Here is a 24,593-nt window from a genome sequence, read left to right as displayed (position 1 = left end):
GCGGGTTTTCAGCCTCCCGACGACTCTCATGGCTCGCAGAGCCGCGAAGCGGGGTCTCGAAGCAGGCGGTTCGGCCTTTTCCCGCGCCCTTGTCCCGGGCTTGACCCGGGACCCAGAACCGCTGCGCGGCCCATGTGAGGCGCGACCGTCGGCGGCGTCTTCTTCGGAGCTGGCGTCGTTTCTGGGTCCCGGATCACGTCCGGGACAAGCGCGGCGCTACGCCTTCAGAAACCGCTCCGCCCCGGCGCACAGCACCTCGAGACCGAGCGCCAGATCCTCTTCCTTGGTGTCTTCCGCCCAGTGGTGGCTGATCCCGCCGATCGAAGGCGTGAACAGCATGGCGGCGGGCATGATGGCGGCCATGTTCTGCGCGTCGTGGCCGGCGCCGCTCGGCATGCGCCGCCACGCGCCGGGCGCAAGCTCTTCGGCGGCCGCCGCCAGCGCGTCCATCATCGCCGGGTCGCAGATCGCGGGCATGGGCTTTCGCAGCGTCTCGATGCTGACCGGGCACTTTTCGCGCCGGTTGCTCTCCTGCACGAGCCGCCGCAGCGTCGCCTCCAGGCGCTGCAAAACCTCGATCGAGACGTCGCGGAACTGGAACAGCACCTCGGCGCGGCCCGGGATGACGCTCGGCGCTCCCGGATCGAGCGCGATGCGCCCGCAGGTCCATGTCGTGCGCTCGCCGCAGACGCGCGGAAACTCGCGGTCGATCTCGCCGAGCAGCCGCACGGCGGTGAGCCCGGCGTCCCGGCGCTCGGCCATGGTCGTTCCGCCGGCGTGGTCCTGCCGGCCCTCGACGATGAGGCGGTACTGCCAGATCGCGACGATGCCTGTGACGACGCCGACGCGTTCGCCGGCGTTTTCGAGCGCGGTTCCCTGCTCGATGTGCATCTCGAAATAGCCCTTGTAGCGGGCCGGATCGATCCGCATCCGCGGGCGTCCCTCGAGGCCGGCGGCGCGCAGCGCCTCGCGAAGCGGCGTCCCGCGCGTGCGGTCGACACTCGCGTCGATCTCGTCTTCGCCGAGGTCGCCGATCGCCGAGCGAGAGCCGAGGAAGCCGCAGTCGAAATGCCCCTCTTCGTCGGCGAAGGCCACGACGTCGACGGGCAGCCCCGCGCGGGCGAGCGCGAGCGCCCCCATGACGCCCAGCGCGCCGTCGAGCCAGCCGGCCTCGTTCTGCGTCTCGATATGGCTGCCGACCAGCAACTTCGGCCCGTCGTCCTTGCAGCGCCCGAGCACGTTGCCGACGCCGTCCATCTCGGACACGAGGCCGACTTCCTCCATCCGCCGCATCAGCCATTCGCGCGAGACCATGTCGTTGGGCGAGTAGGTCGGCCGGTGGACGCCGGTCTTGAACTTGCCGATCTGGCGAAGCTCGTGGAGGTCGCGAAGAAAGCGGGCCGTGTCGGGTTTCACCGGCAGTCCTTGAGTTACGCGCGTGGGGCGGCCGCCTCGTAGGCGGCGGCGATGCGGAGCAGGTCGAGGTCGCCATGCGGCCGCCCGATGAGCTGGAACCCCATCGGGCGGCCGTCGGCGGCGAAGCCCGCGGGAAGATTGACGACCGGAAACCCCGTCATGGAACCGGGCGCCACGACCTCCATCCAGCGGTGATAGCTGTCCATGGGGACGCCCGAGATCTCCTTCGGCCAGTCCCAATCGACGGGGAAGGGGAACACTTGCGCGGTCGGCAGCGCGATCGCGTCGAAGCGCTCCAGCAGGCCGAGCGCGGTCTCCCGCCAGCGCGTGCGCGTCGTCATGGCGGCCGCGATGTCGTCGGCGGACAGCCGCGCCGCGGTCTCGATCTCCCACCGCATTTCGGGTTTCAGCTGCGCGTATTGTTCAGGCGACGCCCGATAGGCGCCGTGGCTCGTGAGCGCCGCGAGCCCCCGCAACGTGACGAAACTCCGCCAGAGCGCCTCGAAGTCGAAGTCCGGCGCCGCCGCCTCGGCGCGCCAGCCGGCCGGCTCCATGGCGGCGAGCGCGGCCTCGCAGATCTCCAGCACGCCGGGCTCGAACGGCAGCCGGCCGTACAAGCTCCCGAGCCACGCGACTTTCGGCTTCAGCGCCTCCGCGCCGCCGAGCCGGTCTTCGTAGCGGAAGCCCTCGTCGGCGCTTGCGAGCGCCGTGCGCGGATCGTAGCCCGCCATGACGGAGAGCGTCAGCGCAAGATCCTCGACGCTGCGAGCGATCGGGCCGTCGGTCGAGAACGAGCCGTAGAAGGCGTCCTTGGCCGGGACGTTCGGCACGCGGCCGAGCGAGGGACGGAAGCCGAAGACGTTGTTGTAGGCGCCGGGATTGCGCAGCGAGCCGCCGAAGTCGGAGCCGTCGGCTATCGGCAGCATCCCGAGCGCCACCGCGACCGCCGCCCCGCCGCTCGACCCGCCGGCGGTGAGGCTCGGATCGAAGGCGTTCAGCGTGCGCCCGAACACGGTGTTGTAGGTGTTCGAGCCGAGGCCGAACTCCGGCGTGTTGGTCTTGCCGATCACGATCGCGCCCGCGGCCCTGAGGCGCTCGACCGTCAGGCTGTCGGCGTCGGGAACGAAGTCGGCGAACAGCGGCGAGCCGAAGGTGGTCTTGAGGCCCCTGGTCGGCTGCAGGTCCTTGATCGCGATTGGCAGGCCCGCGAGCGGGGCGGCAATCGCGCCCGCGGCGCGGGCGGCGTCGGCGGCTTTCGCCTCGGTCAGGATCTTGTCGGAGGCGCGCATGGTGACGATCGCGTTGTGCGTCGGGTTCGTCCGTTCGATCTGGCCGAGATGAGCCTCGACCACCTCGACAGAGGAGACGTCTACGGCCGCCAGCATGCGCGAAAGCTTCGAGGCGCCCGCCCGGCAGAGCTCCGGCATGTCGACGGGCGGCGCGACCAGCGTCCCGTCGCTCGCGAAGGCGGGGCGGAAGGTCATTTCAGCCTCATCAGCAGGCCCGCGACCAGCCGCGCGCGCTCGGGGAGGCTGTCGACCTCGATGTGTTCGTTGAGCGTGTGCCAGCCTTCGCCGCGCACGCCGAGGCCGTCGAGCGAGGGAACGCCCATCGCGCCCGTAAAGTTGGCGTCGGAGCCGGCGCCGGCGGAGCCGTGGGTGAGCTCGAAGCCGAGCTCCTTGGCGATCTCCCGCGCGATCTCGTACATCGCCATCGTCGCGCCGCTCGGCTCCCAGACCGGGCGGGTGACGCCGCGCGTCACGCGGAAGCCGATCCCGGTCTCGTCGACTTCGGTCAGAGCCAGCATGCGCTCGACGCCGCGGTCGAGATCGGCCTGGCGCTTGGCCATGCTGAGCGCCTCGGCGCGGCAGGCCTGCGGCACGCAGTTCACCCAGCGCCCGCCATGGATGACGCCGACCGAGAAGGTGCAGTCCTCGTCGGTCATGGCCTCGATTTCGCCGATGCGCCGCGCCATCTCGGCGATGGCCGAGCGGCCTTTCCTGAGGTCCGCGCCCGCATGGCTGGAGAGGCCCCGCGCCTCGAGGTCATAGCGCGCGATGGCGTAGCGGCCGGTGACGAGGCCGCCGTCGAGATTGGCTGGCTCGGGCACGAGCACGTAAGCCGCCCTGGCGGCCTCCGCCTCGATCAGCGCGCGGCAGCCCGGGCTGCCGATCTCCTCGTCGGAGGTGAACAGCACGCGGACCGGCAGCGGCGTCTCGAGCCCGGCGCGCGCCAGCGCCGCGATCGCTTCCACGCAGAGGAAGTTTCCGCCCTTCATGTCGAGGATGCCGGGGCCGTAGGCGCGGCCGCCCTCTCGGCGGAACGGGAAGGTCTCGATCGTGCCGAGCGCATGGACGGTGTCGAGGTGGCCCATCACGAGCACGCCCTTCTCGCCGCGGCGCGGGTGCGGAAACTCGGCGAGCACGCAGTCGCCGAGGCCGGGCGGGCCGGGGACGCGCCGCGCCTCGGCGCCCGCCGCCGCGAGGTCTGCGGCGGCGAGGTCCATCATCGCGTTGACCGCGTGAGGTTCGAAGGTCGGGCTCTCGCATTCGACCCAGCGGCGCAGGCCCGCCAGCATCAGGTCGGCGTCGAACGGCAGCTTCGTCAGATCCATGGACGCAAGTCTCGCATGAGTGGCGGGGGCTGACGCGAGACCTTTCGCCGCCGGGCGAGAAGGCAAGGCGTCGAACCGCCGCCTGCCGTTTCGGTCAGCCGCCGAGATAGGCGGCGCGCACATGCGGGTCGGCGATCAGCTCCTTGCCGAGGCCGCGTCGCACCACGCGGCCGGTCTCGATGAGATAGGCGTGGTCGCAGAGCTCGAGCGCCGCGAAGGCGTTCTGCTCGACGAGCAGCACGGTCGCGCCGCCGTCCCGGATCGACTTGATGATGCCGAGCGTCTGCTCGACGATGGTGGGCGCAAGGCCCAATGAGGGCTCGTCGAACATCACGAGCTTCGGGCGGGACATCAGCGCGCGGCCGATCGCGAGCATCTGCTGCTCGCCGCCCGAGAGCGTGCCGGCCGCCTGATGCCGGCGTTCGGCGAGGCGCGGGAAGTCGGAATAGACGCGGTCGTAGTCCTGCCGGACGCGGATCGGATCCTTGCGGAGATAGGCCCCCATGGCGAGGTTGTCGGCGACGCTCATATAGGGGAAGACGCGCCGCCCCTCGGGGCAGTGCGCGACGCCCTGGCTGAGGATCTTCGCAGGATCTGCGCCGGTGATGTCCTGCCCGGCGAAGCGGATCGAGCCGGACTTCGGCTTCACCAGCCCCGAGATCGCCCGGAGCGTCGTCGACTTGCCGGCCCCGTTCGCGCCGATCAGCGCGACGAGCTCGCCCTCTCCGACGTCGAGGCTGACGCCTTTGAGCGCCGCCACCGGCCCGTAGCCGCATTCGAGGTCGCGGATCTCAAGCATGGGCGGCCTCCTGCTCGGCCTGAAGGGTCGCGGCGCTCTTGCCCAGATAGGCTTCGATGACGGCCGGATCCTGCCGGATCTCGGCCGGCGTTCCGTCTGCGATCAGGCGGCCGTGGTTCAGCACCACGATGCGGTCGGAGACCTCCATCACCATCGGCATGTCGTGCTCGACCAAGAGGATCGTGACACCGCGGTCGCGAACCGACTGGATCAGGCGCACGAAGTTCTTGGTCTCCGACGCGTTCATGCCCGAGACCGGTTCGTCGAGCAGCAGCATCGCCGGGTCGGTGGCGAGTGCGAGCGCGACGCCGACGAGCCGCTGCTCGCCATAGGAGAGCGAGCCCGCCCGTTCGTCGGCGCGGGAGCCGAGACCCACCCACTCGATGAGCTCGCGGGCCTTCGCCCGGCGCGCCGCCTCGCCGCGGCGCTCCTTCGGCAGGTTGAAAATCGCGTCCAAAAGGCTCGCGCCGCCGTCCTCACGGTGGAGGCCGATCAGCACGTTGTCCAGCACCGTATCGTCCGGGAAAACGCTCGTGCGCTGGAAGGTGCGGGCGAGGCCGAGGCGGTTGATGCGGTTGGGCGAAAGTCCGGCGAGGCTCGCGCCCTTGAAGCGCACCTCGCCCTGGCTCGGCTTCAGGAAACCCGAGCAGACGTTGAACGCCGTCGTCTTCCCCGCGCCGTTCGGCCCGATGAGGCTGAGGATCTCGCCCTCGCGGACGTCGAAGTGAAGGTCCGCGATCGCGATCAGCCCGCCGAAGCGCACCCCCACATGATCGATCGAGAGGATTTTTGAGGCGCTCATGATGCTGCTCCGTCGATATGCGAGCCGCGACGGTCGCCGTCACCCTCCCCCTTGCGGGGAGGGTGGGGGTGGGGGTGGTTCAGAACTGAATGAATGGTTCGGCGTAGAGCGGCTTCACTGGCGGCGCCCCTTCCGGAGCCACCCCCACCCCTAACCCCTTCGCACAAGGGGGAGGGGGAAACGGCGATCGCAGAGCCGCTCATGACTGGCCCTCGAGCTGGGGTTTGGCGACGACGGACGAGGGGGTCTTGGCGCGCTTCAGCCGTCCCTTGAACAGGTCGTCGAGGAAGGGCGCGATGCCGCGCGGCATGAGGAAGAGGATCAGGATCAGCACAGCGCCGTAGACGATCCACTGGGCTTCCGGCGCCATGTAGGGGCGCAGCGCCACGGGCAGCGTGCCGAAGATCACGCCGCCGATGACGGGGCCTGCGAGCGTGCCTTTGCCGCCCGACACCACCATGATCACCATCGTGACCGTGTAGGTGAACAGGAACACATCCGGATCGATGATGCGGAAGTAATGGGCGTAGAGGCTGCCTGCCGCGCCCGCGAGCGCGGCCGAGATCGTGGCGGCGACTGTGAGCGTCTTGGTGGCGTTGACGCCGACCGACACGGCGAGCTGCTCGTTTTCCTTCAACCCCCGCATGGCGCGGCCAAAGCGCGAATGGACGAGCCGCGCGACCACCAGATAGGCGAGCGCCGCGACCCCGAGCATCAGGTAGTAGTTCTGGATCTTGGTGCGGAGCGTCAGCTCGCCGACGCCCGGGAGCCCGAGCTTCATGAAGGGGATGGAGGTGAGCGCCAGAGGCCCTTGGGTCAGCTCGATCCAGTTGAGCGCGACGAGTCGCACGACCTCGGCGAAGCAGATCGTGACGATCACGAAATAGGCCCCGCGGACGCGGAACGAGAGCCGGCCGACCACGTAGCCGCAGATGCCCGAGACGATGATCGCCGCGAGGAACCCGAAGAAGGGATGCGCGCCCTCGTGCACGATACGAACGCCGAACGGGAGGCCGACGTCGAAGCCGAGCGCGGTGAGGGCGCTCGCATAGGCTCCGATGCCGAAGAAAGCGATGTGGCCGAGGCTGAGCTGGCCGGTGAAGCCGAGCAGCAGGTTCAGGCTGATGGCGCCGATGGCGAAGATGCCGCCGGTGATCAGGGCGTTGAGGATGTACGGGTCCCTCAGCCCAAGCGGCAGCAGGGCGAGGACGAGCAGGATGAACGGCGGGAGATAGCGGGTCATCCGACGCGCTCCGCGCGGGCGAAGAGGCCCGTGGGCTTGGCCAGAAGGACCGCGATGATGATCAGGAAGCCCATCGCGTCGCGGTAGCCGGAGGAGATGTAGCCGGCTCCGAACTCTTCCGCGAGGGCCAGCACGAAGCCGCCGATGGTGGCGCCCGCAATCGAGCCGAGGCCGCCGAGGATCACGATCGCGAAGGCTTTTACGGCCGCAAGATCCCCCATCTGCGGGAACACGACATAAACCGGGCCGAGCAGCGCGCCGGCCGCCGCCGCGAGGCTCGAGCCGAGCGCGAAGGTCGCGGTGTAGATGACCTTGACGTTGACGCCCATCAGCGCCGCGGTGTCGGCGTCCTGGAAGGTCGCGCGCATGGCGCGGCCGAGCCGCGTGCCGTTGATCATCGCGTAGGCGCCGACGATGAGGGCGGCGGCCGCGACCAGCACGAACAGGCGGATCCAGGAGATCGAGACGCCGAGGAAGGCGATCGGCGCGTCGGGGAAGGGGTTGGGGATGGCCTTGGCCACGCCGCCGAAGGTCCAGAGCGTGCTCGACTGCAGGATGATGCCGGCGCCGATCATCACCAGCATCGTGGTGTCGATGTCCGCGCCCCGGAGCGGCCGCAGCAGCAGGATCTCGATCAGCGCGCCGAGCGCGAGGCCCGCCACGATCGCGACGGGCAGCGCGAGGAAGAAGTTCAGGCCGAGCGAGACCGAGGCGATGTACATCGCATAGGCCCCGAAGGTGTAGAGCGCCCCGTGGGTGAAGTTCACCACGTTCATGATGCCGAAGATCAGCGTCAGCCCGATGCCCAGCAGCGCATATGCGCCGCCCAGCACCATGGCGTTGACGAGGTGTTGCAGGAATTGGTCCACGAGGGCCGCCTTGAGACTTGGAATGCTACGTGTCGGAAATTCCCCTCCCCCTTGTGGGGAGGGGTGAGGGGTGGGGGTGGTTCAGAACATCGAGCCGAGGATCGGCGTAGAGCGCCTTCACCGTTCTCGCCTCTTCCGGAGCCACCCCCACCCCCCGACCCCTCCCCGCAAGGGGGAGGGGAGCAGGGCGTCGCTCCGTCAGCTCACAGCTTCACTTCGCTGATCTGGCCGTCGGCGATCTGGATCAGGTAGACGCCGGGCTTGGACTGGCCGCTTTCCTTGCCGGCCGGGCCGGACTTCGCGAACTTGATCGGACCGTTGAGGCCCGTGAGCTCGATCTCCCAGAAGGCCTTCTGGATCGCCTTGGACTCCGCGGATCCGGCCTTCTCGATGGCCGCTGCGATGGTGCGGACGCCGTCATAGCCGCGGAAGCTCTCGGTCGCGCCGGCGAAGGGGTAGCCGCGCTTCTTCCACTCGGCGAGGAAGTAGTCGGTCGCCTTCGGGTCCGGGGTCTTGGCCGGATCCCAGGGCAGGAAGGTGGTGAGGTGCATGGTCTTCTCGGCCGCGGCGCCCGCCTGGGCGACGATCTGGTCGGGGTTCTGCGAGCCGCCGGTGGTGATGACGCGCTTCTTCACGCCCATCGCGGCCATCTGCTTGAAGACCAGCGTCAGCTGGTCGACGGCGGCCGTGATCATCAGCGTGTCGGCGTCGGTGCCTTTGATCTTTGCGAGCTGGGCGCTCATGTCCTGGGCGCTCGCGTCCATGGTCTCGGTGAGGCCGACGGTGACGCCCTTGTCCTTCAGCATCTTGCCGAAGTCGGCCGCCGCGCCGCGGCCCCAGTCATTGTTGATGACGAGGAAATCGACCTTCTTGACGCCGATCTTCTCGACCATCGGCGCGAACATTTCCGCTTCCAGCGCCGACGGCGGCGAGATGCGGAACACGAAGGGGTTGCCGGAGGTCGTGATCTTGCCGGACGAGGAGGTCTCGACCAGCATCGGCACTTCGTATTCTTCGAGCTTCGGCATGACCGCGAGCGTCAGGCTCGAGCCCCAGGCGCCCATCATCACGGGCGTCTCGTCGGAGGTGATGAGCTTCTCGGCGACGGCGGCGGCCTCGGTCGGGTTGGACTTGTTGTCCTCGACCACGAGCTCGATCTTCTTGCCGAGCACGCCGCCTCGGGCGTTCACCTCGTCGGCCGCGATCTTGGCGCCGTTGACGACGTAGGCGCCGGACGCCGCGAACGGGCCGGTCAGCGGCTGGTTGACCCCGATCTTGATCGTGTCGGCGGCGAAGGCGGGAGCCGCGAGGCCGAGGGCCAAGGCGGCGATCGAAGCTATGCGGAACGTCGGCATGGCCATCTCCATGGAGGGAATGCGGAAAATCATCGGGGGGCGCCGCCGGACCGGAGGCGCTTCAGCCAGTCGCCGATCAGGGCGGCGACGAGGCGGAATGGGTTCAGCCCGCCGGCCGGGGCTTGCCCGCCGGCCTGGACCGGCGCGCCCGACAGGCGCGCCTCGAGGTTCTTTGCGAATTCGGCCGTGAGCCGGGCCGCGATGTCGCGCACGAGGCCGGGCCGGCCGAACTGCGCCAGCGGACCTTTGAGCGTGTAGCCCACCTGCATGACGATCTCGGACGTGCCGGCTTGCGCGCCGGGCTCGACCCGGTAGCGGATCTCGCCCTGCGCGCCCGAGCGCCCGTCGGCGCCGGCGCCGAGGATGCGGCCGGAGCGGGAGGCCTCCTCGCGGGTGACGGCGGCCACGCCGCGGAACGAGGCGGTGATCGGCCCGAGCCCGACCTTGATGCCGCCCTCGACGCGCTCGGGCGAGGGCGTGGCGTCCACGAAAGCGCCCGGCAGGCAGTCCGCCACCGCGCGCACGTCGCCGAACAGGGCGAATACGTCTTCGGGGGGATGGGCGACGGAGAAACGCTGTTCGAGCGTATGCGCCGGGGTGAAGTCGCTCGGGAGTTCGGAGCGCGAGGTGTCCGCCCCCTCCCCCTTGCGGGGAGGGTGAGGGTGGGGGTGGTTCCGGATCTGGCTCGAAGCGTGGGCGTAGGGCTGCGCTTTATCCTGAGCCACCCCCACCCCCGACCCCTCCCCGCCAGGGGGAGGGGAGAGATGCGCGCCGACCGGGCCCAGCCCGCGCTCGCCCGTCACCGGCGCGATCCCTCGCGCCCTTCGATCCGCGATGACAGACAGGATCGCCTGTGTGATGCCCACGTAGCCGGTGCAGCGGCAGAGGTTTCCGGCGAGCGCGACGCGCACGCGGCGCTCGTCGGCCTCCGGAAGCCTGAGAGCGAGATCGCGCGCGGTGACCAGCATGCCGGGCGTGCAGAAGCCGCACTGGAGCGCGTGCTCGCGGTTGAAGGCGGCGCGGAGTTCTCCCATCAGCTCGTCGTCGTCAAAACCCTCGATGGTGACGACGCGCGCGCCCTCGCAAGTGGCCGCGAACGTCAGGCAGGAGCGCGCCGGCTCGCCGTCGACGGAGACCGTGCAGGCGCCGCAGACCCCGTGCTCGCAGCCGAGATGCGTGCCGGTGAGGTTAAGGTCCTCGCGCAGGAAGTCGGCGAGATGGGTGCGCGGCTCGACCTCGGCCTCGATCGCGCGGCCGTTGACGGTGAGCGCGACCGGCGTCGCGCCCGCGCGGTGGAGACGGACGGGGGCGTTCATGCCGCGCTCCTCAGCGTGGGAGCCGGCGCGTCGAAGGCCTGCGCCAGCGCGCGGGCGAGCGCTTCGACATGGATGTGCCGGTCGACCATGTCCTCGACGCCGGCGGCGGCGAGCCGCCGTCCCGTCTCTTCGCGGTCGAGGCCGGTCGAGCGGTCGTAGAGGTCGGCGGCGTCCTCGAAGACGAGCGGCGGCGCGTCGATCGCGCCCGCCACCGCGCGCGCGATCCCGCGCTCGGGATCGACGAGCGCGGCGCCGATCGCATGCGCGAACTCGCCGATCTTGCGGGCGTGCTTGACGTAGCCGAAGCGCGCGGCGCCTGAGACCAGCGGAATACGAACGGAGACGAGCAACTCGCCCGGCTGAAGAGCGGTCGAAAGCGCGCCTGTGAGGAAGGCGCCGATGGCGAGGCGCCGGCGGCCGGCGCGCGAGGCGATCTCGATCTCGGCGCCGAGCGCCGAAAGGGTCGAGACCCAGTCGGCCGCCGGATCGGCATGCGCGAGGCTGCCGCCGATGGTCCCGCGGTTGCGCACGGCGCGGTAGGCGATGCCTGCAGCGACGCGCGCCATCATGTCGGTCCCGACGTCGGGAGCGCGGCCGTCCTCGAAATCGGCGTGGGTGACGCAGGCGCCGACCACGAGCGCGTCGGCCTCGCGGTCGATGCGGCGGAGTTCCGGGATCCCTGCGATGTCCACGAGCGCGTCGGGCTCGACGAGGCGCAGGTTCAGCATCGGGCCGAGCGACTGACCGCCGGCCAAAACCTTCACGAGACCTGTTGCCCCCGCGAGATGGTCGAGCGCTTCGGAAAGGTCGCGCGGGCGGAAGAGCTCGAAGCGCGCCGCCTTCATGCCGCGTCCCTCCGCGCATGAGGAGCGTCCGACGCGCTTTTGGCGCGCGCCTTCAGCACCGCCTCGACGATGCGGCGCGGCGAGACCGGCGAGGCCAGCATCTCGACGCCGAGCGAGCCGAGCGCGTCGTTGATCGCGTTCGCGATGGCGGCGGGCGGCGCGATCGCGCCGCCTTCGCCGATGCCCTTCACGCCGAACTGCGTGTAGGGCGAGGGCGTCTCCATATGGTCGATGCGCGGGGCCGGCACCTCCGCCGCGCCCGGCAGCAGGTAGTCGGCGAAGGTCGAGGCGAGCGGCTGTCCGGCGCCGTCGAACGGCATCTCTTCGTAGAGCGCCGTGCCCACCCCTTGCGCGAGGCCGCCGAGGATCTGGCCGTCGACCACCATCGGGTTCACCAGAACCCCGCCGTCCTCGACGATGACGTAGTCGAGGATCTCGACCTGTCCCATCTCGGCGTCGACCGCGACGACCACCGCGTGCGCCGCATAGGAGAAGGTGCCGCTGTCGCGCACCGGCTTGTAGCCGGCCGTGACCTCGAGCCCGCCGCCATGGACGCCCGGCGGAAGATCCTGCGGGCGCCGGTACCAGACGCGCGCGATCTCCTGGACCGAGACGTCTCCGTTGGGGCCGATGACGCGGCCGGTCTCGTAGCGGACCTCCGATGGGTCTGCTTGCAGCAGATGCGCGCCGATCGCCTTGAGGCGCTCGACAAGCTCCTTGGCCGCGGCGGCGACCGCGCCGCCCGCCATCACCATCATGCGCGAGCCCCAGGCGCCGGTGGAGTAGGGCGTCATGGCGGTGTCGCCATGGACGACGCGGATGCGCTTCACGGCCACGCCGAGGATCTCGTGCGCGACCTGCGTCAGCGTCGTCTCGAGGCTTTGGCCGTGGCTGTGCGAGCCGATCCGCAGCTCCAGCCCGCCGTCGGGCGTGATGCGGGCGCCGGCCTGCTCGTGGCCGGGCACCATCGGGATGCCCCAGCCCGAATAGACCGACGTGCCGTGCGCGGCCTGCTCGCAATAGATCGAGAGGCCGAGGCCGATGCGGCGGCCGTCCGGCTCCCCGCGCTTCTGGCGGGCGCGCACCGCCTCGACGTCGATCGCCTCGACGGCGCGGCGCAGCGCCTGCGGGTAGTCGCCGGAATCGAAGTGCTTCTTGGTGATGTTGTCGAACGGCATCTGCTCGGGCCGCACGAGGTTCTTGGCCCGCACGACTTCCGGCGGAAGGCCCGCCTCGCGCGCCACCGCGTCGAGCGCGAGCTCCAGCGCAAAGCACACGCCGGTGCGCGCGACGCCGCGATAGGGAAGGATCGGGGCCTTGTTCGTCGCGACCGACCAGGTGCGGCAGCGATAGGCCGGGAAATCGTAGGGGCCAGGCAGGATGCTCGCGACCTGCGCGGCTTCGAGGCACGCCGAGAAGGGGTAGGCGGAGTAGGCGCCGCTATCGACGGTCGCCTCGCAGTCGACGCCGCGGATCGTTCCGTCGCGGTCGGCGTAGACCGTGATCTCGTAGTGGTGCTCGCGGCAATTTGCGTTGGCCGAGAGATGCTCGCGGCGGTCCTCGATCCAGCGCACCGGGTGGCGCAGGCGCAGCGCCAGCCAGCCGAGGCAGACTTCTTCGGCCAGAAGAATGCCCTTGTAGCCGAAGCCGCCGCCGACGTCGGGCGAGACGATGCGGATCGCGCCTTCCTCGATGCCGAGACATTCCGACATGCCCGACCGCACGATGTGCGGCATCTGGGAGGCGGTGTGCAGCGTCAGCTGTTCGAGGCGATCGTCGAAATGCGCGATGGTTCCGCGGCCCTCGATCGGGGCCATGCACTGGCGCGCGGTCGAGATCGTGCGGCTCACCTTGATGGCTGCGTCGAACGCCTTCTCGATGCCGATGTCCACGAAGGTCTCGAGAAAGACGTTGTCGCCCCAGTGCTCGTGGACGAGAGCCGCGCCGGGCTTCCGCGCAAGGAGCATGTCGTGGAGCGCGGGTAGCTCCTCGAGATCGAGCTCCACCCGCGCGGCGAGGTCCTCGGCTTCAGCGCGTGTCGGGGCGACGCACATGGCGATCAGCTCGCCGACCTGCCGCACCTTCTCGAAGGCCAACACCGGCTGCTCCGAGACCTTGAAGCCGGGAAGCCCCGACACCGCGCGGATCGGCAGGACGCCGTCGAGGTCGGCGGCGACGAATACCTGCGAACGGATGTCTTCGGGCACGCGGATCGCGCGGATGCGGGCGTGCGCGAGCGGGCTCCGCACGAAGGCGACGTCCTGCATGCCGGCCATCTTGATGTCGGCCACATACTGGCCGCGGCCGCGCATGTAGCGCTCGTCTTCCTTGCGAGGGAGCCGGGCGCCGACGCCTTCGCCGGATATCCGCTCGGGCGCGCTCATGCCGCCGCCCGGGACTTGGCTTCGGCGAGGATCGCGAGCGCGGCCTTCACAAGCGCGCCGTCGGCAGATCGGAACTCGTCGAGGATGGTGAAGTGGTCCGCGCCTTCGATGGCGATCAGCGGACCGCCGGCGCCGGCTTCAGAGCGTTTCGCGTGGAGCGCGCGGCTGTCGCGGACGAGCGCCGGGACTTCCGCCGTCCCGTAGGCGATCGCCATCGGCTTTGTGACGACCGGCAGCGAGAGCGGCGACAGCGTCGTGATCTCCTTGTCGGTCAGCTTCAGCGCGGCGTTGAGGAAGGTGTCGCGGATCGGCCCGAGCTCGTAGACGCCCGAGACGGCGAGCCCCGCTTTAACCGCCGAATGGCCGAGCAGCATTGCGGTGAGGTGCCCGCCCGCCGACCAGCCGGCGAGCACGACCGGGCCGTTCAGCCCGTGCTGGCGGCCCTCGCGGGCGATCCAGTCGAGCGCCTCGCCGAGCTCCGCGACGATCTCGGTGAGGCTCGCCTCGGGGGCCAGCGTGTGGCTCGGCATCGCGACCGACCATCCGGCCGCGAGCGCGCCTTCGGCGTAATGCGCGAAGACCTCGCGCGAATTCTTTTGCCAATAGCCGCCATGAATGAAGACGAGGCAGGGGGCGTCGCGATCCGCGGAGCGGTAGACGTCGATCCGGTTGCGGGGCTTCGGGCCGTATTTCAGGTCGAGCTTCGAGCCGTTCGCCGAACGGAATTCGGCCGCCAGCCGGTCGCGCTCGGCGACCAGCTCCGCGCTGTTGGCGACCGCCGCGTTGTTGTTGTACGCGGCGTCGCGTTCCGCCTGGGAGAGCGTCTCCCAGACATCCTGCGGGGATGGCCCCGCCAGCGGGGCAGGAGCCGCGGCCATGTCGCTCACGCGGCGATCGCCTGCGGGAGGATCGGCGAGTCCGAGTCGATCTTCTTGCCCTTGCGCAGGCAGAAGGCCGGCTGCAGCAGGCGCTCGGCGATGACGCGATGGTCCTCGTTGTCGCGCAGCACGAAGCGGCCGCGGACGTCGTCGAGCACCGAGACGTCCGCCGTGCGGCCGACGGCGAGCGAGCCCAGAGAATCCTCCATCTGCAGCATCTTGGCCGGATGGGTGGTCACCATCTTGACCACGTATTCGAGGTCGAGGCCGAGCGTCATCATCGAGCTCATGGCCTGGGTCAGGCTGAAGCGCGCCTGGCCCTTGAAGGGGTGGTTCTCGTCGTCCTCATGCTCTTCCGGCGTGCCGAGCGGGACCGGGATCTCCGGCACCTGCGTGTTGTAGCCGTGCATGTCGGCGCCGAGCGTGTGGGGCACGACGCCGGCCGCAAGCGCCTGCTTGGCGAGGCGGTAGGAGAAGTGGCTCCCATGGCCGACGTCGACCTTCAGGCCGCGGTCGATCGCCGCCTGGATGACGTGGTGCAGCTCGCCCTCGCGGTTCACGAAGCCGCCCGGATGGCGGGTGAACGGATGGGCGAGCACGTCGCCCTCCTTGAGCAGCGGAATGACGCGCTCGAGAATGGTGTCGGCGTCCTCGCCGTTGACGCCATGCTCGGGCAGTCCCCAGAGCTGGCCGAAATGGACGTAGAGCGGCACTTCCGAGCGGCGGGCGATCTCGGCCGCCATCTCCATCACCCTGATGCCCCAGCGCGCGAAACCGCCGATTTCGGCGTGGCCCTTGATGCCGCGGACGATGTCGCGATTGGCGCTCGCCGAGCGCACGGTCGCTTCGATGTCGACGCAGTCGGGCTGGTAGAGGTTGGGGTAGAAGTGGCCCTCGAGGCCGCCGACGAGATAGGCGGAGAGGAACGCCAGCACGTTGGTCTCGGCGGGCTCGGCGATGAACTTGCGGAACCCCGGCAGCGTCATGCAGGACGGGCCGCCCTGGTCGATCACCGTGGTGACGCCCGAACGCACGCCGACCATGTCGGGCTCGAGCCCGAAGCGGCCGGTGACGTACTGGTAGACGTGGCCGTGGGTGTCGATCATGCCCGGCAGAACGAGCTTGTCCGCCACGTTGACGACTTCGCGCGCGGCGCTCGGAAGGATCGCCTCCTCGACGGCGGCGATCTTCCCCGCCTTCACGGCGACGTCGCGGACGCCGTCGATCCCGCTGGCCGGGCAGATCACCCTGCCGCCCTTGAGCAGCAGATCGTAGCCGGGGGCTTCCGCCATTGTGGTCCTCCGTGACGCGGCCCGCGTCTTGCAGCGCAGGCGAAAAAGCGAAGTATGCTTCGCAATTTCGTATGCACGCGGCATGCCAGAAGCGGGCGTCGGCTCGACCGAGGGCCGGCCAGAGGAGCGAAGCGGATCAATGGCGGACGATGAAAATTCGAGAGATTCCAAGGAATCCTGGCCGCTCGCCGGGCGGCCAGGATTTCTCGCGCGGCGGCTTCACCAGATCCATGTGGGCCTGTTCATGGAGCTTTGCGCCGAATTCCGGATCACGCCGCTGCAATACAGCCTGCTGACGGCGCTCGCGGAGTGCGGAACGGCCGACCAGTCGACGCTGGCGCGTCTCGTCGCCCTGGACCGCACCACCACCACAGGCGGCCTGAAACGCCTCGAAAGCCGGGGACTCATCCAGCGCGTGACCTCCGAGCGGGACCGGCGTTCGCAGGAGTGCAGGATGACGGCGGAAGGCGCGGACCTGCTCGAACGGATCCGCGAGCCGGCGCGCGCGGCGCATGAGCAGACCATCTCGAAACTGAGCAGATCCGAGCAGGCGACCTTCATGCGCCTGCTGGAGCGCGTCGTGCTCGCCAACGAGGCGCGCGACGCCGTCCGGATGCCTGAAGAATAGGCGTTCGCCGCCTTATTCGTGCGCAGATCCTAATCGAGCGCGACATCGGAAAACGTTCCTCTGCCGACTGCGCCGGAAGACTGGTCCTGACCGGGTAGGGCGCTCCCACGGCGACTGTCGCCGCCGAACGACGGAGGCTTTGGCCGCAAGGCGCTAGGACGTCATCCGCAGCCCGCGCAGCCCTGGAACCAGTGGCGCAGCGCGGCGTCAAAGCACGGCCAGCCGCGGTCGAGCTCGGCGTAGCGTCCGACGTCCTGGCGGAACCGGGCCCGCAGCTCGGCCTCCGCGCCGTCGAGATCGACGCTCGTCAGCTTGCCGTCCGAGACGACGCTGCGGCCCGCCACGACCAGCTCGCGGAGATGGCTGGCGGTCGCGCGCGCGAACAGAAGATCGAGCGGGTCGACCGGCATGACCGCGTCACGGTCGAGCGCGTCGAGGTCGAGCACGCAGAAATCCGCGGGCCGCCCGGGCGCGAGCGCCCCGTCGCCGGGCGCGCCGACGGCGGCGCGGCCGGACGCGACGGCGAGCGCCAGAAACTCCGCAGGCGTCCAGTTCGCGTAAAGGCCGGAGCCTGCGTGCACGCCATGGACGAGGCGCATCTCGCGCAGAATGTCGTCGTCCTCGTCGAGCGCCGCGCCGTCGACGCCGACGGCGACGCGCACGCCCCGCCGATGGGCCTCGGCGATCGGCCCGAGGCCTGAGCGCAGATGCATGTTGGAGCTGAAGTTGGTGACGATGCGGGCGCCCGAAGCCGCGATGAGGTCGAGTTCGTCGGGGCGGGCGCAGACGCAATGGGCGAGCGTCAGGCGCTCCGACAGCAGTCCAAGCCCGTCGAGAAACGGCGCGATCCCGTCCGGATGCGCGCTGTCGGCCCAGAGGCGCTGCCGCTCGGTCTCGAGCAGATGCATGTGGACGCGCCGTCCCGTGCGCGCCGACGCCTCAGCGATCGCCTCGAGGAGCGCTGGCGAGCACCATTGCGGGCCGGCCGGCCCGTACTGGACGTCGACGAACGGGCCCGAGATCGCCTCCGCGAGCTCGTCGACGAGCGCAAGATAGCTTTCGGGGCTCGTCGGCGGCCGCACGAATGTCTCGCGGAACAGCGCGCGCGTCGCTTCGGGCAGGGCGTCCAGAACCTCGGTCTCGTCGCCATAGACCAGCGGGTTCATGTCCTTGACGGCCGGCGCGAAGGCGATCCGCACGCCGACGTCGGCGGCGGCCTTCGCGATCGCCCGGGCTTCTTCGACGATCGGCATGGTCCCGCTCGGCCGCGTGTAATGCACCATCACGGCCCCGCAGCCGCTCCGCGCCGCGCGGGCGAGCGGGGCGAGGGCGGCGAGATAGGGGTCGGGCGGGGTCGCGAAGATCGTGCGCGGCAGCCACGACTCGAGCGGCGTGAACGCCGCGCCGAACGAGTTGGAGGACAGCGGCCGCGCGTGGTCGTGCGCGTTGACGAGCGCCGGGATCGCCAGCCTCCGCGGGCCGGGCGCCGGGCCGTCGAGCGGCTCGATCGCGACGATGATCCCGTCCTCGTGGCGCAGCGCGACGTCCGTGCGCAGCGTCGCGCCGTCGAACAGCGCCGAGACGGCGACTTCGGACGCGGCGCTCAGGCGTCGATGCCTTTACGCACGAGGATGCGCTCGGCGCTGTCGTTCCAGACGTCCATCGTCACGATCTTGCCGTCGCGCACCACGTAGCGGTCGACATAGCGGTTGCCCTCGAACGGCTCGCCGTCCGGCCACTCGCCGTAGAGCGTGCCGACGCTGTAGACCACCGTCTCGCCGTCGCCCGGCGCGACGTCGAACCGGCCAAGGCGCTTCTTCACCCATTTGTAGCGGCGGGCGTTGACGCCGGTCGTGCCGCTCGGATGGCTGAACTTGCGCCCGCCCGTGAAGGTGATCTCGACGTCCGGGGCCATGAAGGTCGCGGCCCGGTCGGGGTCCGGCGCCATCGAGGCTTCCAGGAAATCGCGCACCAGCGCGGCGTCGGGCGGCAAGTCGTCGGACATCGTATGAGGGTCCCCTGAAGCTGCGGACGTTGCGAGCATAGGCCGATCGCGATGCATGATGCACGCCGAACCGGAGCAGGCGGAGACCAAAATGAATCTGGACCTCGTGGTGACCGACGCTCGCCTTCGCGGGCGGGACGAGCCCGTGGCGATCGGGATCGCGTCGGGGCGGATCGTCGCGATCGAGCGCGAGATCGCGGCCGACGCGCCGGTCCGGAGCGCCGGGGGGCGGCTTCTGCTGCCGGGCTTCGTCGACAGCCACGTCCATCTCGACAAGGCGTGCCTGCTCGGCCGCTGCGGCCATGACCATGGCGACCTCAAAGGCGCGATCGCCGCCGTCTCGGCGCTCAAGCGCGGCTTCACCGAAGACGACGTTCTGGCGAGGGCGGCCGCCTGCCTCGACCGCGCGATCGGCCACGGCACCACGCGGATGCGGACCCATGTGGAGGTCGATCCGCGCGCGGGCCTCAGAAGCTTCCGGGCGCTCAAGCAGGCGAAGCGCGACTACGCCTGGGCGCTCGACCTGTCGCTCTGCGTGTTTCCGCAGGAGGGGCTCACCAACGATCCTGGATGCGAAGAGCTGCTGGTGGAAGCCTTGCGCGACGGCGCCGATCTTCTGGGCGGCTGCCCCTACACCGACTCCGATCCCTCCGCGCAGATCGACCGCCTGTTCGATCTCGCGTGCGCGTTCGACGTCGACCTCGACCTGCATCTCGACTTCGACCTCGATCCCGCGACCTCATGGGTCGAGGAGGTGTGCCGCAAGACGGTCGAGACGGGCAGGGGCGGACGCGTGGCGATCGGGCACGTCACCAAGCTCTCGGCCATGCCGCGCGAGGCGTTCGAGGCCGCCGCGCGACGCCTTGCGGACGCAGGCGTCGCGGTGACCGCGTTGCCGGCCACGGACCTTTTCCTCATGGGGCGGGACCGCGACGCCGACCGCCCCCGCGGCGTGACGCGCGTCCATGAGCTCGCCGCGCACGGCGTCGCCTGTTCGGTCGCGACCAACAACGTCCAGAACCCCTTCACGCCCTTCGGGGATCTGTCGCTGATGCGGATGGCCAATCTCTACGCCAACGTCGCGCAGGTGGGGCCGGAAGGCTTCGGCGCGTGCCTCGACCTTGTCACCGAAAGCCCCGCGCGCTTCATGAACCTCGGCGACTACGGCCTGCGCGTCGGGGCGGCGGCGGATCTCGTCGTGATGGACGCTGCGGACGCCGACGAGGCCTTCGCCTCGATCACCGCACCGCTCTGGGGACTGAAGCGCGGGCGCGTCAGCTTCGAGCGCCCGCGGCCGATTCTGAACCGGCCTTGAGCTGAGACCGGCGGCGGCGCCGTTCCGCGCCGTCGCCGGGAGACCGCATCAGCGCGCGCTGACGGTCCGCTCGTTCGAGACGCGCAGGACGCGGCGTCCAGCGGTCGCGTCGTCGGCCGCCGACTGGCGGAACTGCGGCGCGCGGCGATCGAGCGATGCGTTGGCCGAGCCGTCGAGCGGGACGCCGCGCGCGACCGCGACCGAGGCCGAATAACCGGTGATGGTGGCGGGCGTGACGGGATCCGCGACGGCGGCGGTGCTCGCGACGGCCAGGGCCGCCAAACCATAGACGATGCTTTTCATGACGCTCTCCTTTGGATGAGCGGCGCCGGCTCATATGTCGGCCGTCGCTCTAGGCGTCATGTCGATATTACGCCAACGAAGCGCAACAATGCGAATAAGGCTAACTGCATTGCGATAGCGCAATATCTGCGGCCGCCGGCAGAAGGCGCTTTGGCGTCGATCGTCTTGGATTGGCTGGGGCGGGAGGATTCGAACCTCCGCATGGGGGAATCAAAATCCCCTGCCTTACCGCTTGGCTACGCCCCATCGACGGCGTAATGCGCCGACGGATCGGATGGATAGCCGCGGGACGGCCCCGCCGCAACCGATCTCGTTCGGGAGCTCGCATGGCCGACGACCTGGTCTTCGACACCACGCATGACGCCTCGCCCGGCGAGGTGGTGGAGGTGGCCGAGAACGTCCGCCGGATCGTGGCGCCGAACGGCTCGCCCTTCACCTTCACCGGCACCGCGAGCTACGTGGTTGGCCGCGGCGTGGTGGCGATCGTCGATCCCGGTCCCGACGACGCCCGCCACCGGGCGCGGCTGCTCGGGGCGGTGTCCGGCGAGACGGTCAGCCACGTCGTCGTGACGCACAGCCACATGGACCATTCGGAAGGCGCGGCGGCGGTCTCGGCGGCGACCGGCGCGCCGATCGTGGGGGCGGCGGCCCATGCTCGCTTCCGCCGCCTGCATGACGGCGAGACCGGCGCGCTCGACGCCGGCGTCCACTTCGCCTACCAGCCCGACCAGGCGCTCGCGGACGGCGAGGGGATTTCGGGACCGGGCTGGTCGCTGGTCGCGGTCGCGACGCCCGGCCACACCGCGAACCATCTGTGCTTCGCGCTGCCGGAAAGCCGCCTGCTGCTGTCGGGCGATCACGTCATGGCGTGGTCGACCTCGATCGTCGCGCCGCCCGACGGGGCGATGGGGCCTTACGTCGCCTCCCTGCGAAAGCTGATCGAGCGCGAGGAGGACTTCTACCTCCCGGGCCACGGGCCGGCGCTCAGGAACGCGAGGACCTTCGCCCGCCACCTCCTCGGCCATCGCCTGATGCGCGAAACCGCGATCCGCGCCCGGCTCGCCGAGGGGCCGCGGCGCATTCCCGATCTCGTCGCCGAGCTCTATCGCGGGCTCGATCCACGGCTTGCGAAGGCCGCGGGGCTTTCGGTCTTCGCCCATCTCGAGGATCTCGTCGAGCGCGGAATCGTCGCGACCGACGGGCCGGCGCTTCTCGATGGGCTCTATCGGCCCGCCTGACGCTCAGGGCGCGACGTTGGCGGCCGCCGCAAGGTCGGCCAAGAACGCCTTGATGCGCGCCGCGTTGGTCCCGAAATCGCGCGTCCCGAAGCGGGAGGCGGAGCGCATGTCGACGCGCGAGCCGTCGCCGTCGGCGCGGATGCGGATCGACACGTCGTCGGAGACGCCGAGCAAAGGCGTGCGCGCCACCGCCTCGATCCGGCCGGTCGGGGGACCGCCGCGCGGATAGGACGTCGGCCCGAGCAGGCGCCATCCGCGTTCCTCGACGACGCCGATCGCAAGGTTCGACGCCTCCTCCGGCGGCAGCGGCAGGCGGAGAGAGGCGAGGTCCGGATAGGCGGCGCGCTGCGTCTCGGCCTGCGCGGGCGATATGGCGACAGGGGCGGGGAGGTCGACGCGCGCTCGGTCCCGCGGGGCCCTGTCGAAGCGCGGCGGGTCGACGAGGTCGGTCGAGACGTCGGTGAGCGCTGGCGCCGCCACTCCTGCGCCTGCGACGTAAGCGGGCCCGGCGAGGGTCGCGGCTGCGATCAGAAGCGCGAACAACGCCCGCACGCCGCCCGTGCGCCCCGTCCGCCAGACGACGGTCATGGCGACAAGGGAAAGGGGTACTGCGAGCGCGGCGAGCAGGAGCCCTGCGAGAAAGGCCGGAAACGCGGCCGAGGCCTCGATCGCGCGGAATCGGATCAGCGCGGCGGCGTAGAGCGTCACAAGCAGCGCGAAGAAGGCGAGCGACAGCGCCGCCCCTGCGAAGAACGAGCGCTTCGGCGGTTCAGGCCTCAGTACATAGGTCATGAGGGTTTGCCGCAGATGCGCTGGATCGCGAGGAAATCCGCGCCGTCGACCACAGGCGAAAACGGCCCGTCGCCCGCGACGGCGTCGACGCGGCGACGGCGCTCTTCGCTTTCGGGATGCGAGGAGATCCAGCTCTGCAGCGAGCGTTCCTTGCGCTTCTCGGTCTCGGTCGGTTTTTCGCCGGCGTCGTCCGTTTTGCCGGCCTTGTCCTGGTCGGCCTCCGGTTCGGACGCGCCCTCGGTCAGGCGCGAGAGAAATTCGCCGAGCGGGCGCGGATCGGCTCCGATCTTTTTCATCAGGTCGGCTGCGTAGTCGTCGGCGTTGGTTTCGGCGGCCCGCGAATAGTGCGCTTCGCTGAGCACGCGCGCGATGGTGATGGCGGCGGTGCCGCCCACCACGTCGCCGAGGATGAAGCCGAACAGCAGCGACGCCCCGCCCGCCTGCAACGCCCGGCGCGCGCCGTCGCGATGGGCGACGTGGCCGATCTCATGGGCGAGCACGCCCGCGATCTCGTCGGCCGAACGGGCGTTGTCGAGCAGTCCGCGGAACAGGTAGACGCCGCCGCCCGGCAGCGCGAGCGCGTTGACGAAGTCGCTGCGCACCACCGTCACCTTGATGGGGACAGGGAGCGCCGCGGCGTCGGAGAGCCGTTTCGTCAGCCGGTCGAGCGCCTCGCGGCCGGGCCGCTCCTCGGAGGAGGCGCCGCATTCGAAGCCGCCGGGATCGGTCGGGAACACCGCGCGGATCTGGCGGTCGGCGATGTCGCCCATGTGTCGGTCGACGCTCCAGGGCAGGAGCGGGGCGACCCGGTCGGCGAGCGCCGGCACGCCGTAGAAGGTGAAGAGCGAGACCGAGACCATGGCCGCGAGGCTCCACAGCACGACCTTGCGGGTCGTTCCGCGTTCCTCGGCGAGCGCGGCGGTGAGGCGGGGGGCGGAGGCGCGGATCTGCGCGGCGAGCGCCCGATCGCGGATCTCCAGCCGGGCGAGCGCGTTCCCGCCGTCATGGCCGAGCCGCAGGAGTTCGGGCGGCGCGGACAGTTCACGGAGCTGGCCGAGCGGCCACATGTCGAGCCGCGCGCCGTCCGGACGCAGGATCTCGAGCGTCGCGTCCTGAAGGGCGACATGGACGTCCTGCCGGCGGCTCGTGAGCCCGTCGAAGAAGACGCCCGTTCCGCTGCTCGTCACGTGCTACGCCCGATACATGTCGTCGGTCGCGACGGGACGGCCCCGGCGCGGGAGCGACTTTGCCAGAGGCCGCGCCGCGCCGCCATGCGCTTCGGCTCAGAACCCGCCGAAATCGATCGCGTCGGCGATGCCTTCGCCGAAGGCGTTGGCCACGGGCGCCTGCGACTGGGCGGCCATCAGCGCCGGAAGCCCGAAGATCTCGACGCTTTCGAACGACTTGCGCCAGATCGGCCGGACCCCGAACAGCTGCCAGAGCGCCGCGAAGGCGAGCGCGATCACGAAATAGACCAGCACGCCGCCCGCCATCACGGCGTATTGGGCGGGGCCGGGCTCGGTCGCCTGGAGCACGCCGTTGGCGTGCAGCAGATAGGCGATCAGCCCGCCCACGGCGCCGACGGCCATCGAGAACAGCAGCACCACGCCGAAATAGCCGGCGTAGACCTTGAAGAACTGGAACAGGCCGAGGTCGCAGCTCGCCGCCGCCGGACCGATCGAGCAGCCGTTCGCCCACCAGCGGTATTCGATCGCGAGATAGACGGCGAAGACCACCGGCAGCAGCAGGAACAGCACGAAGAGCGCGGCGTGCGCGGGCGAGGCCTGGGCCGCGCCCGGCGTCCGCATCTCGAGCGCCGCCAGCACCGCGATCGGGCCCACGATGACGACGACGCACAGCAGCCACAGCAGGAAGCCGCGCTTGAACAGCTGGCCGCCGGTCGAGGAGAACGCGCCCTGCTGGTCGCCGTACCAGGTGTTGGTCATCTTGTAGCGCTCGAGGCTCGCACGCATCCAGGGGTAGACGAGGCCCAGCGTCAGGATGACGAGGATCGCCCAGCCGAGCGACTTGGCGGCGTAGGCGAGGCCCGAGCCCGTCTGCTGAAAGCGCACGCCCCGCCAGATCGTGCGGGTGAGCCGGTAGCGCCGCGCCCGGAAGAGCGCGAACTGCGCGAGGAAGATGATCGCCACGGTGGCGACGTTCTGGAACACGATCGTGCCGATCGGCCCGAGCAGGAAACTCAGGAAGAAGATCACGCCATAGAGCGGGATCACCACCGCGAGCGCGATGAGGAAGCCGATGAAGAGCTCCACGCCGCGGCCGGTGTATTCGAGATAGTCGCCGCCGACCTCGACGCGGTTCCACAGGAACCGGCGGACGTTGGTGAGGTACCAGAAGCGATAGACGCCGAGCGTCAGGACGGTGAGCGCAAGGCCCTTGAAGACGATCGGGAACATCTCGCCGGCCGAGCCCTGGAAGCTCGGCCTGACGCCGGTTTCGCCCTGGTCCGCGTTCCAAGCCGTCATTGCGCCCCCGACG

The 24,593-nt window shown here is 70.1% G+C and carries 22 protein-coding genes and 1 tRNA gene; 3 read left to right on the top strand and 20 right to left on the bottom strand.

The window, feature by feature from the left end; all coding sequences use genetic code 11:
* Positions 1 to 216: 216 nt before the first annotated feature.
* From ACFOWB_RS17735 to ACFOWB_RS17675, 13 genes are all read right to left on the bottom strand, one after another.
* Positions 217 to 1,422, bottom strand: coding sequence for a Zn-dependent hydrolase (locus ACFOWB_RS17735; protein ID WP_261405864.1), 1,206 nt, complete (start codon positions 1,420 to 1,422; stop codon positions 217 to 219).
* Between the two features lie 8 nt (positions 1,423 to 1,430).
* Positions 1,431 to 2,900 (bottom strand): amidase, encoded by a 1,470-nt coding sequence (locus tag ACFOWB_RS17730; RefSeq protein WP_261403453.1) that lies wholly within the window; start codon positions 2,898 to 2,900, stop codon positions 1,431 to 1,433.
* The gene (locus ACFOWB_RS17725; RefSeq protein ID WP_261403452.1) at positions 2,897 to 4,030 is read right to left on the bottom strand and encodes a M20/M25/M40 family metallo-hydrolase; all 1,134 of its coding nucleotides are present in this window, start codon (positions 4,028 to 4,030) and stop codon (positions 2,897 to 2,899) included. Before ACFOWB_RS17725 ends, ACFOWB_RS17730 begins: the two co-directional genes overlap by 4 nt.
* Positions 4,031 to 4,124: 94 nt before the next feature.
* The gene (locus ACFOWB_RS17720; RefSeq protein ID WP_261403451.1) at positions 4,125 to 4,829 is read right to left on the bottom strand and encodes an ABC transporter ATP-binding protein; all 705 of its coding nucleotides are present in this window, start codon (positions 4,827 to 4,829) and stop codon (positions 4,125 to 4,127) included.
* On the bottom strand, positions 4,822 to 5,631 hold the full coding sequence (locus tag ACFOWB_RS17715) for an ABC transporter ATP-binding protein (RefSeq protein WP_261403450.1): 810 nt from the start codon (positions 5,629 to 5,631) through the stop codon (positions 4,822 to 4,824). The genes ACFOWB_RS17720 and ACFOWB_RS17715 overlap by 8 nt, the downstream gene beginning before the upstream one ends.
* Before the next feature lie 199 nt (positions 5,632 to 5,830).
* On the bottom strand, positions 5,831 to 6,874 hold the full coding sequence (locus ACFOWB_RS17710) for a branched-chain amino acid ABC transporter permease (protein ID WP_261403449.1): 1,044 nt from the start codon (positions 6,872 to 6,874) through the stop codon (positions 5,831 to 5,833).
* A complete protein-coding gene (locus ACFOWB_RS17705) occupies positions 6,871 to 7,743 on the bottom strand; it encodes a branched-chain amino acid ABC transporter permease (RefSeq protein ID WP_261403448.1) in 873 nt (290 codons plus the stop codon). Before ACFOWB_RS17705 ends, ACFOWB_RS17710 begins: the two co-directional genes overlap by 4 nt.
* Before the next feature lie 203 nt (positions 7,744 to 7,946).
* Positions 7,947 to 9,098 (bottom strand): ABC transporter substrate-binding protein, encoded by a 1,152-nt coding sequence (locus ACFOWB_RS17700; protein ID WP_261403447.1) that lies wholly within the window; start codon positions 9,096 to 9,098, stop codon positions 7,947 to 7,949.
* Between the two features lie 29 nt (positions 9,099 to 9,127).
* Positions 9,128 to 10,414: a xanthine dehydrogenase family Fe-S subunit gene (locus ACFOWB_RS17695; RefSeq protein WP_378148593.1), complete on the bottom strand. Its 1,287-nt coding sequence runs from the start codon at positions 10,412 to 10,414 to the stop codon at positions 9,128 to 9,130.
* Positions 10,411 to 11,259 carry an FAD binding domain-containing protein gene (locus tag ACFOWB_RS17690; protein ID WP_378148591.1) on the bottom strand — a complete coding sequence of 283 codons (849 nt, stop codon included), beginning with the start codon at positions 11,257 to 11,259 and terminating at the stop codon, positions 10,411 to 10,413. Before ACFOWB_RS17690 ends, ACFOWB_RS17695 begins: the two co-directional genes overlap by 4 nt.
* Positions 11,256 to 13,643 carry a xanthine dehydrogenase family protein molybdopterin-binding subunit gene (locus tag ACFOWB_RS17685; RefSeq protein WP_378148589.1) on the bottom strand — a complete coding sequence of 796 codons (2,388 nt, stop codon included), beginning with the start codon at positions 13,641 to 13,643 and terminating at the stop codon, positions 11,256 to 11,258. The genes ACFOWB_RS17690 and ACFOWB_RS17685 overlap by 4 nt, the downstream gene beginning before the upstream one ends.
* Positions 13,640 to 14,521, bottom strand: coding sequence for an alpha/beta hydrolase (locus ACFOWB_RS17680; RefSeq protein ID WP_378148827.1), 882 nt, complete (start codon positions 14,519 to 14,521; stop codon positions 13,640 to 13,642). The genes ACFOWB_RS17685 and ACFOWB_RS17680 overlap by 4 nt, the downstream gene beginning before the upstream one ends.
* A 5-nt stretch (positions 14,522 to 14,526) precedes the next feature.
* Positions 14,527 to 15,813 (bottom strand): amidohydrolase/deacetylase family metallohydrolase, encoded by a 1,287-nt coding sequence (locus ACFOWB_RS17675; protein WP_261403442.1) that lies wholly within the window; start codon positions 15,811 to 15,813, stop codon positions 14,527 to 14,529.
* A 139-nt stretch (positions 15,814 to 15,952) separates the two neighbouring features.
* Between ACFOWB_RS17675 and ACFOWB_RS17670 the strand changes: the two genes are divergently transcribed.
* On the top strand, positions 15,953 to 16,441 hold the full coding sequence (locus ACFOWB_RS17670) for a MarR family winged helix-turn-helix transcriptional regulator (protein ID WP_261403441.1): 489 nt from the start codon (positions 15,953 to 15,955) through the stop codon (positions 16,439 to 16,441).
* A gap of 161 nt (positions 16,442 to 16,602) precedes the next feature.
* Here the strand turns inward: ACFOWB_RS17670 and ACFOWB_RS17665 are convergent, their stop codons facing one another.
* Positions 16,603 to 17,904, bottom strand: coding sequence for an amidohydrolase family protein (locus ACFOWB_RS17665; protein WP_378148826.1), 1,302 nt, complete (start codon positions 17,902 to 17,904; stop codon positions 16,603 to 16,605).
* Between the two features lie 140 nt (positions 17,905 to 18,044).
* Positions 18,045 to 18,446, bottom strand: a complete 402-nt coding sequence (locus ACFOWB_RS17660) for a nuclear transport factor 2 family protein (protein WP_261403440.1) — start codon at positions 18,444 to 18,446, stop codon at positions 18,045 to 18,047.
* A gap of 91 nt (positions 18,447 to 18,537) precedes the next feature.
* Here ACFOWB_RS17660 and ACFOWB_RS17655 point away from each other — a divergent pair, with 91 nt between their 5' ends.
* Positions 18,538 to 19,761 (top strand): amidohydrolase family protein, encoded by a 1,224-nt coding sequence (locus ACFOWB_RS17655; RefSeq protein ID WP_378148586.1) that lies wholly within the window; start codon positions 18,538 to 18,540, stop codon positions 19,759 to 19,761.
* A 48-nt stretch (positions 19,762 to 19,809) separates the two neighbouring features.
* Here the strand turns inward: ACFOWB_RS17655 and ACFOWB_RS17650 are convergent, their stop codons facing one another.
* Entirely contained in the window at positions 19,810 to 20,064 is a 255-nt protein-coding gene (locus ACFOWB_RS17650; RefSeq protein ID WP_261403438.1) for a hypothetical protein, read from the bottom strand.
* Between the two features lie 171 nt (positions 20,065 to 20,235).
* A tRNA-Gln gene (locus ACFOWB_RS17645) sits at positions 20,236 to 20,310 on the bottom strand.
* Between the two features lie 80 nt (positions 20,311 to 20,390).
* Between ACFOWB_RS17645 and ACFOWB_RS17640 the strand changes: the two genes are divergently transcribed.
* A complete protein-coding gene (locus tag ACFOWB_RS17640) occupies positions 20,391 to 21,302 on the top strand; it encodes an MBL fold metallo-hydrolase (RefSeq protein ID WP_261403437.1) in 912 nt (303 codons plus the stop codon).
* Positions 21,303 to 21,305: 3 nt separating this feature from the next.
* Here ACFOWB_RS17640 and ACFOWB_RS17635 read toward each other — a convergent pair whose 3' ends face one another.
* The 3 genes from ACFOWB_RS17635 to ACFOWB_RS17625 all read right to left on the bottom strand — a co-directional run bounded on the left by ACFOWB_RS17635 (position 21,306) and on the right by ACFOWB_RS17625 (position 24,580).
* Positions 21,306 to 22,094, bottom strand: coding sequence for a DUF1499 domain-containing protein (locus ACFOWB_RS17635; protein ID WP_261403436.1), 789 nt, complete (start codon positions 22,092 to 22,094; stop codon positions 21,306 to 21,308).
* A complete protein-coding gene (locus tag ACFOWB_RS17630) occupies positions 22,091 to 23,281 on the bottom strand; it encodes a M48 family metallopeptidase (RefSeq protein ID WP_261403435.1) in 1,191 nt (396 codons plus the stop codon). Before ACFOWB_RS17630 ends, ACFOWB_RS17635 begins: the two co-directional genes overlap by 4 nt.
* Positions 23,282 to 23,377: 96 nt before the next feature.
* On the bottom strand, positions 23,378 to 24,580 hold the full coding sequence (locus ACFOWB_RS17625) for a YjgN family protein (protein WP_261403434.1): 1,203 nt from the start codon (positions 24,578 to 24,580) through the stop codon (positions 23,378 to 23,380).
* Positions 24,581 to 24,593 lie beyond the last annotated feature (13 nt).

This window comes from Chenggangzhangella methanolivorans, assembly GCF_042648545.1.
Taxonomy (GTDB): Bacteria; Pseudomonadota; Alphaproteobacteria; order Rhizobiales; family Methylopilaceae; genus Methylopila; species Methylopila methanolivorans.
The sequence above is the reverse complement of the archived record's forward strand: the minus strand, read 5'-3'. Positions and strand labels throughout refer to the sequence as shown.